Here is a 17,196-nt window from a genome sequence, read left to right on the forward strand (position 1 = left end):
TCGCTTCTTTCTATTAAAATAATTTTATAAAGACACTTGCTACAATAATCGATGCAATCGAAACCGTCGCAAACCCACCGACTAACATCTTAGGCATCATGTGCGCCGTCAAGTACGCTTCCTCTTTCTCGTTCTCTGCGACTTCTTTAATCACATCATTGGTCAATATATAGTCAGCCGGAAAACCAAACAACGCCGTCAATGTCATCGTCATCGCCATTTCCTTTGAATAACCGAACCACTTGTAGACCAAGCGTGAAATAAGAAACATCCCGAAAATCGATAATACTATCAAGACCAAAATCTCTGGAATAAAGCCAAGTAAACTACTTGGCGTCGTCGTACTCAACTGAGCAAATATATACGCCGTTAACCCGTAAATTAACCAGTTAAATACACCAGCTGACTTCAAAATATCTTTTTCTAAAAAGCCTAACTGGCAAAAGACAATCCCAAAAATCAAACACACAACATTCGCATTAATGACATTATTCGTCACAGTACCAAACAATACCGCTAACACAGCTACAAACCCCGTCCGAGCTAACGCAAAAGCAGACGTCCGATAGTTCGTCGGAATTTTAGTAATGACCTTTGTTCGCTCTGCTACTTCCTTAGCACCAGTCATCGCTTGCGGATTTTGATGAAATTCTTTTTTCAGACGATTGCCCTCTTTTTTTAACAAAATCGTCGTCAATGGATAACCCAAAATACCATGAAACATCAACATATAGATTGGTAAAGCTGCCAATGAGTCCAAGTTAATCGCCTTTAAATTCTCAGACATTAACAAAGCCGCAACCAAGCCACCTACCAATGATGGCACTGCCGACAAGACCGTATGCCAGTCAAAAAGTAACGTCTCAATCGTCAGACAAAGTAAAATCGTCCCACAAACACCTAGTAAAGCAATCGCCACAGCTTTCCACTGTTCGATTAACTCACGAATATTCATGGTAGTACCTAGATGCACCAATAATAGCGGTACACAGATACTGGCAAAGTTTAAGCCAAACGTCGCTTGCTCGACGATATTTTTCGGAAAAATCGTCCAAAACCCAACAATAAAAATAAGTGCCGTCACAAAAATCGATGGTACCATCGCTCTTGTCTTCGTAGACACCCACTCACCAATAAATAACGCAGCCATGACTACTACAAAACTACCTAATAATGCATTATATAATACCCCTTCCAGATGAGAATACTATCTAGTGTTTTAATTGTCAATATTTTCTGAAAATTTAAACAACATTTCCTACAAAAATTGAAATTCTGTGAAATATATAAAAGACAAATCAAAAAAGCCGAGAGCATCAACTCCCGGCTTTTCATTCCATTCACCAACTACGCTTCTGTTGTATCTATTTTTCTTTCCCGAATCGTCAAACCTTTCAAGAAATTGCGAGCAAAACTATCCTTGCATGGCATATAATTTCGCTGACCCGCCTTCCGCAAAATCGCCCCAATCTCGCTAGGCGATACATAAAGCCCCGCCAAGTGCAAACACTCTTGAATGTCTTCACTAGTCATAGTCAACGCGATTTTGACCTTTTTGATCATCACATTGTTCACATGTGCTTGACTCGTTATTTGGAAAGGATTCGGTGGCTTCACGCCTGGCTTAGCCGGCTGCGGCCCACGCTTAAAGACAATCAGACCATTAAAAAATTGCTCCAACGTCCGTGAATCACAGACCGCATCGCGCGGCAAATCCGCCTCAGGATCTTGCTTTGTAAGCAGCTGCCCCAACGTAGGCAAATCCATCTCCTTGCCTCCTAAACGAAAAATCTCCACCATCTGCTGATTACTGAAATCCAACGCATAACGCAAACGAATTAATATATCATTATTATTCACTTATTTCTCCTATCTTTTAGACAATCGATCGTCCTCATCCCCATCATATCATGTGAAGGAATAGTTTTCATTAAAACCGCACACTCTTTTCCTGTGTTTACAGACATGTAAACAATCGTATACACTACTCATAGCTCGATGTGACGCATGATAGGCAGACCATTATTCACAATCCATGTACACTACACTTACTAGGAGGATATAAAATGAACTTTAGCAAACAATTAAAAAAATATCGTGAACTGAATGGCTATTCTCAAGAAATATTAGCAGAAAAAATCTATGTCACTCGCCAAACGATTTCTAAATGGGAAAATGATAAAACCTATCCCGATATTCATAATTTAATTACCTTAAGCGTTCTTTTTGATATCACCCTAGATGAATTGGTTAAAGGAGACGTGGAAACGATGAAAAAAATAGTCAACAGTGAACACACGGACAAAAATACAAAGGGCATGCTTTTCTTTATCCTACTAGCATTGATAGTAGGGGTACCCAGTATCACTATTTTTGGTGCAAAAGGATATCTTCCATTCGGCATCCTGTGGGCAATAAGCATGGTATTTGCGCTAAAGATAGAAAAGGAAAAGAAGAAAGCTAATGTAAAAACACTAAAAGAAATCATTGCCTTTATTGAAGGAAATCCAGACTTAGAACCATTGCAAAAACAAAGAAATAATAGAAAATATTTTGTCGAAAAAGTTACTATCTGTACTTGCATTCGCAGCAATTGCATCCATCTTAGCGTTGGCAATCGTATACGCAACAGAGCTTTTTATGAAGATATAGGTATACCATCCAAATAAGAATAAATGATGCGGTAGAGTCGTCAATTGACTGTCTCCACCGCATCAACATACACTACAAAAATTGTTTTAACGTATATACTGCCCCAATCATTCCAGCATCATTTTGCAATTTAGTTGGAATAATAGGAATCTGAATAATATTTTTTAGCCGATGAAAACTTTCATGTTTGCTTAATAATTCCTCTAATCGCTGTTTCAATTGATTACTGAATTCTTCATTTTCACTGATTCCACCGCCAATTAAAATAGCCTCAGGATCAAAATTGCACATCAGATTCATAAGTCCTACACTTAAATCGGTATAAAACTGTTCTAATACCGACTGAGCAACTTTTTCCCCATTTTTTGCTCGGTTCATTATTTCAAAAGCATCATATACATCTACATCCTCAGCTTCTAAATTCTCCAGATGTTTTTTAAGATTGTATTGATGACACAAACCGCCAACGACTGCTGCTCGTTGATTATATGAAACCTTTTCTATATCTTCTTTAGGTAAACGATCAATTAACATCCAACCAAATTCTCCAGCCATACCATGGGCACCACTGAATAATTTTCCATCGATAACGATTCCACCACCAATTCCGGTACCCAGAACGACACATAAATAATTTTCGAAATCTTTTGCGTTCCCTATCCACTTTTCTGCAATAGCTACTGCATTCGCATCATTAATAATTGATATAGGAAGATTCACCTTCTCCTCTAATACCATTTTTAAATTTGTTCCATATAAACTGTGAATAGACCCAGCTGTGGTCATCAATCCATTTTTTTGAATGATTCCGGGGGCACTAATTCCTACTCCGTCAATTTCTTCATCTTTATAATTATCTATAATGGTCACTAGTTGGTGAATCAAGTCATCCTTTATGTGACTCGTTTGAACTGAATTTTTAGTAGACACTCTCCCTTGATCATCCACCAATCCGTATTTAATGGTTGTTCCACCTATATCTATCCCGATAAACACTACACTTACCTCTTTTCATTTAACTCGTATCGTTTAATTATTTGTTGAAATAACCATGAATTTGCCACTATACACGTACCTAAACCCCAAAAAAGCCACACTAGAAAGAGCTTATGGACAAAAATACCACCTATAAAATACAAGAACCATACTCCAAAAATTAAAATTGCAGAAGGAACATATTGCAAAACAAGAAAGAAAGAATTTTTTAAGGTAATAAAAGCATTGTTTTCAAATCGAGAAAGAAGTGGAAATACTATCATACAGGTCATCATGAAAATGGTAAATAAAAGTAGCATTGGATATTGAATCCAACTAAATTTGCTAACAAAAGGAATGCTAACTATCAGTAAAAAAATAACAACTAAATAGCTACACCATATTTTCGTCGCGTTCCAGAAATTCTTTTTAAATGACTTAAAGTATTCTTTTGATATTGATTGTCCCTTTTGTTCGATTATGCCAAATGCTACTGTATATCCAGCAGTCAAAGCTGCACCAATCGTAATCAAAGGAATGGAAGAAAGAATCATAATGATTGTTAGTACTAATAAGTCACTGCACAGTTGCATTATCTGATATATTTTCCCGTTTGAATCAAACCAGCCATTCATTCTTTCTTCTCCTCCTCCATTGCTTATATCTTATTCATCTAAACCCAATTTTTTCTTATTTTCAGCTATTTTTTCATTTCTTACTTTATTAATTGCTTCAATATCGTTATCCTTTTGGAATGTTTTGTATTTTTTCAAAATTGACTCTAATTGCTCATCGTTATCTGAACGTAACATTCCCACAAGAGTGGTTCCCCAATTTGTTTGAACTGCACTCAAGGCACGTGCTTCTTGTGTTCCAGAATCCGGTCCAATATTTTCTGTTGTAAATTGAGATTTTAACTTTCCTGTACCCCATTCTTGCATTTGTTTCACGGCAGATACATAAGAATCTGGATTTAGTGCTTTGTATCGATCGTGCCCAAATTGAATAAATTCGCCAATTCGGTATTCTTTTTGCCATTTTTCGGGTTCATTACTTTGTACTTGGCTAGCAGATTCAGTCCAGTGAACCGTACCATCAGCATCTTTAGTATAAGTTTGTCCTTCAATACCAAAGTTCGTTAACATTTGACCTTCTTCACTAAGTAAATAGGTGAATACTTGCATAGCTTTTGCTGGATCTTTGCTTTGTTTACTAATGTAGTTAATCATCCACCCAGAAATTCCCGCTTGTGACAGTGTTGCTTTGCGTCCTTTTGTGCTTTGAATACCATCCACTGCAATATAAGAGGAGTTTGGATTTGATGAAGCAAACGTTTGCAGAGCGACCCCTTGATTGACGAAAGAACCCATCATCATTGTTGCATATTTTCCTGTTTGAACTTTTTCTTTAAATTTATCTCCATCATCAGTGAAAGAATCATCACTTATATTTCCATCTTGATGTACTTGTCGGAATGCTTTGACCCAGTTGATATAGTCTTCATCCAGATTGCGGTCATAGTATTTTCCATCTTTTGTATATGGAACACCCAACATATCTTGGACAACTCCATCCATCGATCCATTTGATGAACCGTCCGAAGCAAAGTCATTAAAGCCAAAAGGAATCAAATCAGGAAATTTTTCCTTAATTAATTTCATTGCCTTTACAAAGTTCTCTGGTGTTGTCATATCTGGTTTACCAATGGCTTCGTATACATCTTTTCGAATAATAAACGCATCGCGAGTATAAATATTCCCACTATCGTAATCCGCTTGTGTATTAGAATAATCTGGATAGCCATATGTTTTGTCATCAGATAATTTATACCAATTAAGTGTATCTTTACTTGCTACATTGTAAAAATATGGGTCATATTTATCAGCTAAATCTTGTAATGAATATGCCCATGTGTTTGCTTTACGTGCCACAGAAGAGTTGGAATCAAAGACTGACACAATATCCGGCATATCTCCACCAGCAAAATACGTGTTTAATTTTGTATCATCACCTGTTATAAATTTGATGTTAATATTCAAATCTTCTTTTATTTTTTTTGTTACCATATCTTTACCAAACTCAGTATTCCACCAGTCAGCATTTACATACCAAGTTAGTGTCGTTGTTTCTTTTTTTGTATCGATTTTCCATGCAGGTGTTTCTTTGTCTATTTTGTATCTTTTGGATATCGATGGTAACTTCGCCGAACCACTTTCGTTAGTATCTTTTTTGCTGCCACAAGCGGCTAAACTCACTATTAATCCACTCGCCAGCCCCAAAGTAAGTAATCCTTTTTTCCAATTTGCTTTCATTACTATTTTTCCTCCTATTCTTTAACCGCACCTAACATCATTCCTGAAATAAAGTGCTTTTGTAATAATGGATAGATAATTAAAATTGGTACAGTCGTAACAACAATCGTAGCCAATTGAATCCCTTTAGAAGTCGTGCCTATTTCGATTGCCGCATTCAATCCTTGTGAGGAAGCAGCTTGTGATTGTGTAATAATTTCGTACAGCTTCATTTGCAACGGATAAAGTGCTTTATCTGTCACATACAATTTGGCTGTCATAAAATCATTCCATTGCCATACGCCATGGAATAACGCAATTGTAGCCAATGCTGGTTTTGATAACGGTAGAAATATTTTTTTAAATACTACCCAATCACTCGCTCCATCAATTTTTGCTGATTCTTCTAATGATGTCGGCACATCTCGGAAAAAATTCATCAAGATAATGACATCATAATAACTTAATAAAGATGGAATAATGTAAACCCAAAATGTATTTAATAATCCTAATGATTTGATTAGCAAATAGGTTGGAATCATTCCTCCTGAAAAAAGCATCGTAATTAGTCCAAGGCTGGAGTAGAGACTTCTTCCCTTTAGTTCTCTTTTACTTAACGAATAAGCAACAACCGCACAAAATGCCGTGTGTGCCAAAACACCAACCACTGTTTTCGAAACTGAAATAAATAATGCTGACCATAAACTACTATCACTTAGCACTCGAATATAATTATCCAACGATGTTTCTTTCGGCCAAAAAATAAAATTACCTTTAGCCAATGAATCACTTGTGGCAAATGAAGAAGCGACAATATTCCAAATAGGTACAATGATAATAATGGTAAATAAGATGAGTAAACAGATATTTAGGATATTAAATAGTTGACCATCCTTGCTTTTTAGTTTTTTAAAACTACTCTTTTTGGCTTTCATTTGATTTTCTCACCCCTTTTCTATAATACCGATTGATTGTCGTTCAATTTTTTTGTCACAAAATTGGTTGCAATCAATAAAATAAGAGAAATTACTGAAATGCCTAATCCTACTGCAGTTGCATAAGAGAAGTCTCCTTGCATTAGCCCAATGCGATAAACATAAGAATTAATTACCTCAGACTTGGGTTGGTTTTGAGAATTCATTAATACGAGGGTTTGATCTAAATTAGAGTTAAGCAAACCACTCACAGTCAGAATTAAGTTTAATGAGATGATATTTCGAATCATTGGAATCGTGATACTCCAAATTTGTCGTAAGCGACTTGCACCATCCATTTTGGCAGCTTCATAATACGTTGGATCAATTTTCGCCATTGTAGCTAAATAAAGAATTGTTCCCCAGCCAGCCTCTTTCCATACATCTGAAATAGATGCAATCCACCAATACTTCCCTGCATCCAACATATGGTTGCTTTGCGTATGGATACCACTAAAACTTAATAATTGATTAAACATTCCGTTTGAAGAAAACCAAGTAATTAACATCCCGCCTAGAATAATCCATGATAGAAAATGTGGAAGATAAGAAATCGTTTGCACCACACGCTTAAAGATGCTATCGCGAAGCTCATAAATCATCACCGCTATAATAATTGGTAAAACAAAACCAAATAATAATTTCAAGAAACTAATGCCTAACGTATTCACTACTGATTGCCAAAAATATTTATCATTCATTATTACCTTGAAGTTATCCAAACCAACCCACTGTGCGTTCTGAATTGTATCAATAACTGTATAATTCTTAAAAGCGATGACTAATCCATATATCGGAATAAAATTAAAAATAATCATGTAAATTACACCCGAAAGTGCCATTCCTTGTAGCTGCCATTGCTTTCGGAAACCGTGACCAAATCGTCGTACTCGATTTGTTACTGATTGTTGTTTTCCTTTCATTCAACTTACCCCTCTCAATAAAAACGTTTTTATTTTTTAGTCTATTAACTATCCAAGAATTCTTGTGCTTTCTCTCTCAATAAACTGAGTTGGTAACTGATAACTTTCCCCACGTCTTTGTTCATTAATTAAACCTAAGAGAACTTTAACAGCTTGCTTCCCTTGTTCTTCAATAGGATTATCGATTGTCGTAAGTGCAGGCTTAAAGTAACGTAATGCATCAATATTATCAAATCCGACAACACTAAAATCAGCTGGCACTTGATACCCCTTAGCTACGATGCCCTGAATAATCCCTAATGCACTTAAGTCATTGCCACCAATTATGGCTGTGGGATACTCTTTTTTGGGTAATTTTTCTAAAAGATCAATAATTCGTTTATAGCTCGTTTGTTCATTAAAATCACCATCTACTATGTACTTAGATTTAAGTGGTATACCATGTTCTTTCAGTGATGTTACATATCCACGAAAACGTTCTTCGCTATCATAGACACCTTGCGGTCCCTTAAAGAAAGCAACTTTGTTGTGATTTAGCGATACCAAATAGTCAGTTACTTGTTTTCCAGCTTGAAATGAATCAAAGGTAATACTACTGATCCCTTCATCGCAAATCAAACGGTCAATAAAGACTGCTTTTAAACCTTCTCTTTTAATAGCAATTAAATCCGACTCATCAATCATATCTTCAAATCCAATCAAACCATCCACCGTGTGTCCAAACATATGATTTCGCAGTACATTTTTATCTGCGGATATAATGATGCTTACTCCATAACCAAAACGCTCCGCCTCTTGAGAAATCGCTTGTACTAAAACGCTAAAAAATGGACCCACAATCGTGTGCGTGTAAAACCCCAACATTTTCGTTTGTTGCGCTTTTAACTGCTTTCCTCTCAAATTTGGTACATAATGCAAACTTTGCGCTGCTTCGACAATTCTTTTTTTTGTCTCTGGACGTACAACATCTACACCATTTAATGCCTTTGAAACCGTTGCAATGGAAACTTGGGCTTCACGAGCTACATCCCGAATAGTTATTTTCTGCCCCATCATGAACACCTCTTAACTGAAAACGTTTTTACTATGCAAGTATAGATAAAAACGTTTTCAAATTCAATGAATCTCGATCAATTTGGTTGTCGTTCCGTCAATTTGAAAGAGACAGTCAGGTTGGTACAAGTTGTACCAAATTGACTGAATTTTCTTTGCATGTCCTTGAATTCTATCCAACAAAACACGGGGCACTCCATACGATACGCTTACTACTTTCACCAATGAAAAAGGTCACTTTGCCAAGTTCAATTTGTTTGGTCAAATCAGCATGAACATATTGCAAATCTTTTTTGTCAATAGTAAAGGTAACAATAACCTTTTGGTTGGGTTCTAATTTTACAACTTTCACATCTAGTAATTCAATCATCGGCCTTACCACTGTGGTCACTTCATCTCGCATATAAAGCTGCACAATTGAGTGTGTTTGAATATCTGTATCATTACTCACCGTCATTGTTAATCTAGTTGAGCATTCATCTGATAGCTGATTGGTCGATAGTTGAATATTCTTCCAACTTACTGTGGCATATTGCAATCCAAAACCAAATTCATAGAGAGGATCATTTGAACAATCCAAATATTTCGAAAGATATTTTTCTTGATAATTTGTTTGAGTAAGTGGTCGACCTGTCTCCATTTGTTGATATGTCAAAGGAAGCTGTCCTTCATTCTGTGGAAAGGACATCGGTAGTCTCCCTGAAAAATCAAAGTCTCCTGTTAGTAATTGTGCTAATATGTGTCCTGCCTCACTGCCTGGAAACCAAGCCATAACTAACCCATCAACTTTTGGTTCAATATCTGTTAAAACTAATGGTCGGCCGGCAAAAATTACCGCAATCGTTACTTTCCCCATTTTGTGAAGTTCATCTAACCATAATTGATCTTCGAAAGGCACTCTTAAATGAACCTTGCTAGCAGCTTCCCCAGTTTCTTCACTCGTTTCCCCTATTGCTACGATTATTTTGTCCGCTTCCTGAATCGCTCTCACAACTTCTGCATCTTGCAATCGTTCAGATGGTGTTCCTTTAATGAATGTCAATGTATCATTTCCACCATCGACCAATCCTTGTTTTAAAGAAATAGCCATCTCTTGTTTTCCAATCCATGACCAAGCTCCTAAAACATCTTGCGAATCGGCCTTTGATCCTAACAAAATAATTTTTTCATTTTTCTTGAGCGGTAATACTTGATGTTCGTTTTTTAATAAAACAGGTGTCCGAAGTGCTATTTCATTATTTACTTTTCTATATTCATTCGACTGTACACGACTATTCATTGAACGATATGGATTTTCAAATAAATTCAATTCTTTTTTTACCGTTAAAATACGCCAAACCACTTGGTCCAATAACTCTTCCCAACCATTTTCACTTACTAAATGTTCTAAGTGTTCATGATAACAGTTGGACATCATTTCAATTTCTATTCCAGCTTGGAATGCAAGTTTAGCTGCCTCGTTACTATTCTCAGCTACACGATGGGCACAGAGTTCTTGGACAGCCCCCCAATCTGAAATGACAACCCCTTCAAATTTCAATAACTCTCGTAATACATGTTGAATAAGTGGGCGATTTGCGGTCATAGGTACACCAGATACGCTTTGAAAGGCCGTCATGACAAATTTTGCTCCCGCTTCGATTGCTTGTTGAAAAGCAGGCAGATAATTTTGATACAACTCAACATCCGATAAGTTGGCCTCATTGTAATCACGACCGCCTTTAGCAGCACCATATCCAACAAAATGTTTCACACAAGAGGCAATCTTATTGGGATCATTCAGACTTTCCCCTTGATAGCCACGAACATAGGCTGCGGTCAAGCGTGCTGCCAATCTGGGGTCCTCTCCACTACTTTCCAGCACTCTGCCCCATCTTGCATCGGTTACATGATCAGCCATAGGGGAAAATGTCACGTGAATTCCAGCGTCGGCTGCCTCTTTTGCCGAATAGTGAGCCATTTTTTCTACAACTTTCTCATCAAACGAAGCTGCTAATGCTAAAGGAATGGGAAAAATATGCTCATATCCATGGATGACGTCTGCCATAAAAAGTAGCGGTATTTTATGTTTACTACGTTGCAAATAATTTTTTTGAATCATTTCGACCTGTTCTCGAGTATGGGTACCTAGCACTGATCCAACTTGATACAATGTTCGCTTGTCTAAATTCCAAGCTTGAGCTGGTCCTGTCACTTCTCCCTCACTATCAAAAAAATCTGGTGTAATTTGAATTAATTGGCCAACTTTTTCTTCAATAGAAAGATTGTTCATAAGCTCTAACAAGTTTTTTTCATTCATTCAACAGATACCTCATTTTTTGCAATGATACCTTGATACCAAGCGAATGAGTCTTTTTTTAATCGTTTTAAACTTCCATTTCCCTGATTATCTTTATCAACATAAATAAAGCCATAGCGTTTTTCCATTTCTCCACTTCCAAAACTTACTATATCGATGATTCCCCATGGAGTATACCCCATTAAATCAACACCATCTTCCGAAATAGCAAGGGCCATCTGCTTGATATGTTCTTCTAAGTAAGCAATACGATATGGATCATGAATTTGTTGATTTTCCAATTTATCATATGCCCCAAAGCCGTTTTCAACGATAAATAACGGTAATTGATATCGTTCATAAACGATATTAAGTGTATATCTTAGCCCTACAGGATCAATTTGCCAGCCCCAGTCACTTGCCTTCACATAAGGATTATTGACTATTTTGGCATTTGGATAGTCAGAAATTTTTTCCCCTTTTGGTTCTGATAAGGTAGTCACAGCTCCTGACATGTAATAACTAAATCCTATATAATCAACTGTTCCTGCTTTTAAAGCATCCAATTCTTCCTGCGAGTACTGTATCTGGTATCCTTTCTTCTTCCAATCATTTACTGCATAAGCTGGTATCTCACCGCGTACATGAACATCACTGTAAAAAAAACGACGATCCATGACTTTTACGGAGGCCATCATATCATCTGGATGACAGCTATACGGATATACAGGAACATACGCCATCATGCAACCAATTTGAAAATCTGGATTAATTTTCTTTCCAAGCGCGACAACCTTTGCACTTGCTATCAATTCATTTAGTCCGGCTTGAAAAATTTTTTCCTCCTTATTGTCGGTTTCCTCTAGCAAAACTGCGGAATTTGTCCATGTATGTAGATCATGTTGTCCATCTGCCTGATTATTAATTTCGTTAAACGTCATCCAATATTTCACCTTGTTCTTGTATCGTTTCATGACAGTCTCAGCATAATGAACAAAAAAGTCAATTAATTTTTTATTGGTAAATCCACCATATACTTCATATAAATGATAGGGAATTTCAAAATGTGACAAGGTGATGACAGGTTCAATGCCGTTCGCTAGCAGGGTATCAAATAATTGATCATAATAAGCAAGTCCGCCTTCATTAGGTTGTTCTTCATCACCATTCGGAAAGATTCTTGACCAGGCAATCGATGTTCGAAAAGCTTTCAAGCCAAGCTCTTTAAATAATTGGATATCCTCTTGATAGTGATGGTAAAAGTCAATAGCTTCATGATTTGGGTAGTATTCATTAGGAAGAACACCTTGGGTAATCTTACGAGCAATCCCATTTCCTCCCGCGGTCATCACATCAGCAATACTCACACCCTTGCCATCGACATCCCACGCACCCTCTACTTGGTGAGCAGCAACTGCCCCACCCCATAAAAATGAATCTGGAAATTTTATCTTCATACTTTACATCCTCTCAATTAATACTCATTTTCTTCACTATAGGCAATGAGAAGGCTTACTTCAATGTGTAACGCTCATTATGGTCGTTGTTCCATCAATTCGAAAAAAAAACCAGTATGGTACAACATGTACCATACTGGTTTCATTTTTCTATAGACAAACGATAATTTTCAGAGAGTGCTTCTACCAAAAAAACACTTGGCAATTGACTCGTCAAATCTTCATACTGATGAATTCGGTGGACAACTGTTTTATAATCTAAAACAATATCAGACATTTGAGCTAAAGTTGATGATTGGTCACCCGTAATTGAAACAACAAAAAAATCATCTTTGTTACAAAAGCCACTAACCATCTCCACCATTTCGGTCGTTCTTCCTGTTACAGATAAAACAATAATGACACTTTCACTCGTGTTTTCCAATTTTGCAAAAATTGGATAGGTTGGATCGACAAGTGCATAGGTGTTCAATCCCAATATTGCAAACCGTCTTGCAGCATATTCACAAATTGTTCCTGATGCGCCTATTCCAAAAAAAATAACGTTCTCAGCAGACATAAGTTTTTCAGAAACTTTCGTTAGCTTTGTATCTAAATCACGGGGGAAATTTTCTTCTTTTAATAAATTTAATGTGCCAAACAATGACGATTTTTGACTAGTAGGAGCCTTGAATTGCGTACGGAATTCAGTAAAGCTCTGATAACCCAGTTTTCGAATAAAGCGCATGACTGACGAAGCAGAAGTATGCGATTCGTTTGCTATATCTCTCACTCTCATATATGGAATTCGGTCACTCGAACTCGACATAAAGTGATAGATTGATCGATCAGTATCAGATAGTTGATTAAAATCTATGTTTCCAAAAAATGACACAACCACCCCTCCTTATACTACTTTTTAAGGCAAATCATTTCCGGCTGCAAAATAAATGTCGTACCATTCTTGTTTTGTTAACACAATCTCACTTCCGGCAACACTATCAGCTATTCGTTTAGGATTCATTGTTCCTAAAATCACTTGCATTTGTGCTGGATGCCGTAAAATCCATGCAGTCGCAATCGCATTTTTGGTAACATTGTATTTTTCTGCAAGAGTTTGCATGCACGTGTTTAATTCAGGAAATTGTTCATTATCGATAAAAACACCTTCAAAAAAACCATATTGAAATGGTGACCACGCTTGAATCGTCACACCCTTACGCCGAGAAAATTCTAAAATGCCACCATCATGGTCAATCGACCGTGAATCGAGCATGTTAACATGCAATCCCGCATCAACCATTCCAGTGTGCATAATACTAAACTGCAACTGATTGATGACCAATTTTTGATGGACGGCCTCCTGTACCAACTTGTATTGTTCCGGATGAAAATTCGACACACCAAAGTGCCGTACCTTACCAGAAGTCTGTAATATATCAAATGTTTCTGCTATTTCATCCGGTTCCATCAATGGATCCGGACGATGAAGTAGATAACTGTCTAAATACTCAATGCCCATTCGTTGCAAAATTCCATCAACGGAAGCCAAAAGATGTTCCTTAGAAAAGTCAAACCGTTGACCAGGAACAATGCCCCCCTTGGATTGAATGAAGAGTTCCTCTCTTTTCACTGATCCTCGCTTCAATACTTCACCAAAAACTACTTCTGATTGACCATTACCATACATGTCTGCCGAATCGATAAAGTTAATACCTGCCTCCATGGCTGTTTGCACTGCTTTTTCTGCCTTTGTCACTTCTAAATTAGCCATCCGCATAATTCCTAAAGCCACTGCTGACGCCTGCCAGCTCGTTTGGCCAATTGACCGTTTTAACATGTAAAAACCTCCTTGGAATGTACACACGAGAGATCCATGTGTTTGGTTATATGAAAAAGTATAGCATTGAATCACTACAAGAATACAATCTTTGTTATTTTCGACATAAGATGAAAAACTAGTTTTATATGAAAAAATTGAACATTTTACTCCCCTGTTAAAAATTCGTACATATTTGGTTCAACAGTGTCCTTCAAATTGAATTCCATTTCAACTACATTTCTCTTTATCCCTTGTGTTGTCATTTTCTGTAATTGTCTAATTGTTTTAATATCTGGAGTCATTTCACCAAGATAATAAAAATCAATTTCATTATCTTTTTTACTATACCGACGCTTAACAAATAGATGAATATTCCAATCCTCACTTGATTTTAGTAACTTAACCTCTGGAGAATCAATAGTACGAGGTGATTTTGTAAACCATTTAAATCTTGTTGGATCTAAAAATTCATCTTCATATACCATCTGAGCAGCTTTAAAATCTTCTCCTTTGTCTAGCGTAACAAATATTACAAAGTGATTATTACTGTATGTGTATCCTCCGATGCTCTGCTCATTCTGGTTAAATACCATATTTAAAGCACGTAATGCATCTTTTCTACGATAACGTTTATAGAGCGTTAAAGCTTTTGTACTATCAAATTCCCATGCATTGTTTAATCCAACCATTAAAGTGTCTACTACTAATTTGAAGAAATATTCATGTTTCATCATATCTCTAAAACTATGTGTCATCTCTAATCTTGTTCCGTTAATTATAAACAACTGAATATTATCATAGTTCGCTCTAACCGTAGATACATAAAAAGATGAATCCAAAACTTTATAAATTGTTTCAAGCATACGCTCATTGTATTTTAAATTATTTCTATCTAGTAATTCAGTTATTTCTTCAAAAGCCATAGCTGATTTTCTTTTAGAAATAATCTCCAACATAATGACCAGTTCATGCGGTCTTACTCCACTAATGAATTCATTAGATAAAAATTTTAAAGCATTCTCTTCAGCCGAAGATAAAAGCGAATCATTTTCACGTAACTTTTTTAAAAAATGGTAATAGGTCTTCTCTCTACGAATTATAACGGATGGTTCGACACTCCCCATACGCTGAAAATCTTCTAAAAAAGGGGTATCATTCAACCGATTTTTCAAACGAAAATATTCATTTTTTATTTCTCCAAACGAATCTAATTTTGCTCGGTCAATCGACCGAAAAATACGTTCTTTAGCTACTCTTTCAAAATTCACCAGAGACAATCCTTTTATATAAGTCGAGTCGATTGTATCTCTTCGGACATTGTTTTTATTTCTAGAATTATCTCCAGATAACGCAATCGGAATCATATAATTATTTTTATAATTACCAATAAAATCAATAACCGTGACAAATTCTTTCGAACTATCTTTTCTAAGACCGCGTCCTAGTTGTTGAATAAATACGATACTCGATTCTGTACTTCTTAACATAACAATTTGATTTACTTTAGGAATATCAATTCCCTCATTAAAAACATCAACAGTGAATATATAGCTTATTTCACCATTTTCTAGACGTCTAATTTCATTTTCCCTAACGATAATGGAATCCTCGCCTGATAAATAAGAGCTTGCAATTCCATGAATATTAAACTGCATAGCTAGCTGTTTTGCTTCCTCTTTTCGACTACAAAAAACCAAACCTTTTGGAGTATTTCCAGAGCAACCATAGTAATTAAGTCTATTTATCAAAAACTGAACTCTTTGCTCATTGGTCAGCTGTGAAATAGTTGAGTTTTCATGAATAACACTGCCATCTTTTTCATAGTCTGTTACAGCAAAATAATGAAATGGGCATAAAAAATCTTCTTCTAAAGCTTCTTGTAGTCTAATTTCATAAGCAATATTGTAGTCAAATAACTCAAAAATATTAAATCCATCTGTTCTTTCTGGAGTTGCAGTCATGCCTAATAAAAATTGAGGATGAAAATAATCGATTATTTTATTATACGAAGCTGCACCTGCCTTATGAACTTCATCAATCAATATATAATCAAAAGCATTTTTTTCGAACAGCTTATAATAGTTTTCTTTGGAAATAGTTTGAATTGTAGCAAATAGATATTTAGCATTAATCTTTTTTTCAGTACCTGATAACATGCCAAAATCTGAGTCATTTCCCCCAATAATTTTTTTAAACGATTCCATAGATTTCTTCAATATTTGTTCTCTATGAACAACAAAAAGTACTCTATTCGGCTTTAATTGTGCTACATCAAAAGCTGCTAGATAAGTTTTACCAGTACCTGTAGCAGAAATAACCAATCCTTTTGTCGCTTTCTTTTCTTCTCTTAGTAAACGCAAATTTTCTAATGCTAGTTTTTGCATTTTATTTGGGAGAATATAATCAGATTCATCTTTCTCGTCAGCAACGATTAATTTTGCCGTATAACGGATATTCATTTCAGGATGAAAAGACCTTCTAAATCCCACTAACCAAGTGTCTGTTAGTTTCTCTGCTTGCTCCCATTCTTCGATCAAATGATTTTGAATAGTTGATAATAATTCACCATTATCATATGAATTTAGTTTTATATTCCACTCATAATTTATTTTTAATGCATTCATTGTTAAATTTGAACTTCCTATGATAAAGGTTTGATAGTCTTTCATATCAAATAAATATCCCTTGGAATGAAATCCTTGTTTCTTGGAAATTCGAACTTCTACGTTAGGAATTTGCATTAGCGATTGAAAAACATCTGGATTATTAAATCCTAAATATGTAGAAGTTAA

At 35.9% G+C, this 17,196-nt stretch carries 14 protein-coding genes; 1 reads left to right on the forward strand and 13 read right to left on the reverse strand.

The window, feature by feature from the left end; all coding sequences use genetic code 11:
- Window positions 1-13: 13 nt before the first annotated feature.
- Together NE257_RS06070 and NE257_RS11650 are read right to left on the reverse strand one after the other, a co-directional pair.
- Window positions 14-1,150 carry a hypothetical protein gene (locus NE257_RS06070; protein ID WP_251886008.1) on the reverse strand — a complete coding sequence of 379 codons (1,137 nt, stop codon included), beginning with the start codon at window positions 1,148-1,150 and terminating at the stop codon, window positions 14-16.
- A gap of 197 nt (window positions 1,151-1,347) precedes the next feature.
- Window positions 1,348-1,860 (reverse strand): YehS family protein, encoded by a 513-nt coding sequence (locus NE257_RS11650; RefSeq protein ID WP_251886009.1) that lies wholly within the window; start codon window positions 1,858-1,860, stop codon window positions 1,348-1,350.
- A gap of 206 nt (window positions 1,861-2,066) precedes the next feature.
- On the opposite strand from NE257_RS11650, the gene NE257_RS06080 reads away from it, so the two are divergent.
- Window positions 2,067-2,669 (forward strand): helix-turn-helix domain-containing protein, encoded by a 603-nt coding sequence (locus NE257_RS06080; protein WP_251886010.1) that lies wholly within the window; start codon window positions 2,067-2,069, stop codon window positions 2,667-2,669.
- Between the two features lie 55 nt (window positions 2,670-2,724).
- On the opposite strand, the gene NE257_RS06085 is transcribed toward NE257_RS06080, so the two are convergent.
- The 11 genes from NE257_RS06085 to NE257_RS06135 form a co-directional block, all read right to left on the reverse strand.
- Window positions 2,725-3,648 carry an ROK family protein gene (locus NE257_RS06085; RefSeq protein ID WP_007207948.1) on the reverse strand — a complete coding sequence of 308 codons (924 nt, stop codon included), beginning with the start codon at window positions 3,646-3,648 and terminating at the stop codon, window positions 2,725-2,727.
- 5 nt (window positions 3,649-3,653) lie between these two features.
- Window positions 3,654-4,262: a DUF624 domain-containing protein gene (locus tag NE257_RS06090; RefSeq protein ID WP_007207947.1), complete on the reverse strand. Its 609-nt coding sequence runs from the start codon at window positions 4,260-4,262 to the stop codon at window positions 3,654-3,656.
- 30 nt (window positions 4,263-4,292) lie between these two features.
- On the reverse strand, window positions 4,293-5,939 hold the full coding sequence (locus tag NE257_RS06095; protein WP_071859036.1) for a sugar ABC transporter substrate-binding protein: 1,647 nt from the start codon (window positions 5,937-5,939) through the stop codon (window positions 4,293-4,295).
- Window positions 5,940-5,953: 14 nt separating this feature from the next.
- Window positions 5,954-6,853, reverse strand: a complete 900-nt coding sequence (locus tag NE257_RS06100) for a carbohydrate ABC transporter permease (protein WP_251869251.1) — start codon at window positions 6,851-6,853, stop codon at window positions 5,954-5,956.
- A 20-nt stretch (window positions 6,854-6,873) separates the two neighbouring features.
- Entirely contained in the window at window positions 6,874-7,815 is a 942-nt protein-coding gene (locus NE257_RS06105; RefSeq protein WP_420871115.1) for an ABC transporter permease, read from the reverse strand.
- 48 nt (window positions 7,816-7,863) lie between these two features.
- Window positions 7,864-8,868, reverse strand: a complete 1,005-nt coding sequence (locus tag NE257_RS06110) for a LacI family DNA-binding transcriptional regulator (protein ID WP_040366408.1) — start codon at window positions 8,866-8,868, stop codon at window positions 7,864-7,866.
- 172 nt (window positions 8,869-9,040) lie between these two features.
- The gene (locus tag NE257_RS06115) at window positions 9,041-11,167 is read right to left on the reverse strand and encodes a glycoside hydrolase family 3 N-terminal domain-containing protein (protein WP_251886011.1); all 2,127 of its coding nucleotides are present in this window, start codon (window positions 11,165-11,167) and stop codon (window positions 9,041-9,043) included.
- Window positions 11,164-12,603 carry a 6-phospho-beta-glucosidase gene (locus NE257_RS06120; RefSeq protein WP_251886012.1) on the reverse strand — a complete coding sequence of 480 codons (1,440 nt, stop codon included), beginning with the start codon at window positions 12,601-12,603 and terminating at the stop codon, window positions 11,164-11,166. Before NE257_RS06120 ends, NE257_RS06115 begins: the two co-directional genes overlap by 4 nt.
- A gap of 142 nt (window positions 12,604-12,745) precedes the next feature.
- The gene (locus NE257_RS06125; RefSeq protein WP_251869255.1) at window positions 12,746-13,477 is read right to left on the reverse strand and encodes a MurR/RpiR family transcriptional regulator; all 732 of its coding nucleotides are present in this window, start codon (window positions 13,475-13,477) and stop codon (window positions 12,746-12,748) included.
- A 24-nt stretch (window positions 13,478-13,501) separates the two neighbouring features.
- Window positions 13,502-14,422 carry an aldo/keto reductase gene (locus NE257_RS06130; protein WP_251886013.1) on the reverse strand — a complete coding sequence of 307 codons (921 nt, stop codon included), beginning with the start codon at window positions 14,420-14,422 and terminating at the stop codon, window positions 13,502-13,504.
- Window positions 14,423-14,568: 146 nt separating this feature from the next.
- Window positions 14,569-17,196, reverse strand: a 2,628-nt coding sequence (locus NE257_RS06135) for a DUF3427 domain-containing protein (RefSeq protein ID WP_251886014.1), incomplete at its 5' end; no start/stop codon positions are given.

Origin of the sequence: Enterococcus italicus (genome assembly GCF_023743875.1) — a bacterium.
Taxonomy (GTDB): domain Bacteria; phylum Bacillota; class Bacilli; order Lactobacillales; family Enterococcaceae; genus Enterococcus_G; species Enterococcus_G italicus.

Excerpts from the sequence above, each read along its gene's own strand:
- NE257_RS06130 (WP_251886013.1), bottom strand. The coding sequence starts at position 14,422 with ATGTTAAAACGGTCAATTGGCCAAACGAGCTGGCAGGCGTCAGCAGTG.
- NE257_RS06095 (WP_071859036.1), bottom strand. The coding sequence starts at position 5,939 with ATGAAAGCAAATTGGAAAAAAGGATTACTTACTTTGGGGCTGGCGAGT.
- NE257_RS06110 (WP_040366408.1), bottom strand. The coding sequence starts at position 8,868 with ATGGGGCAGAAAATAACTATTCGGGATGTAGCTCGTGAAGCCCAAGTT.
- NE257_RS06120 (WP_251886012.1), bottom strand. The coding sequence starts at position 12,603 with ATGAAGATAAAATTTCCAGATTCATTTTTATGGGGTGGGGCAGTTGCT.
- NE257_RS06080 (WP_251886010.1), top strand. The coding sequence starts at position 2,067 with ATGAACTTTAGCAAACAATTAAAAAAATATCGTGAACTGAATGGCTAT.
- NE257_RS06115 (WP_251886011.1), bottom strand. The coding sequence starts at position 11,167 with ATGAATGAAAAAAACTTGTTAGAGCTTATGAACAATCTTTCTATTGAA.
- NE257_RS06100 (WP_251869251.1), bottom strand. The coding sequence starts at position 6,853 with ATGAAAGCCAAAAAGAGTAGTTTTAAAAAACTAAAAAGCAAGGATGGT.
- NE257_RS06070 (WP_251886008.1), bottom strand. The coding sequence starts at position 1,150 with ATGGCTGCGTTATTTATTGGTGAGTGGGTGTCTACGAAGACAAGAGCG.
- NE257_RS06105 (WP_420871115.1), bottom strand. The coding sequence starts at position 7,815 with ATGAAAGGAAAACAACAATCAGTAACAAATCGAGTACGACGATTTGGT.
- NE257_RS06090 (WP_007207947.1), bottom strand. The coding sequence starts at position 4,262 with ATGAATGGCTGGTTTGATTCAAACGGGAAAATATATCAGATAATGCAA.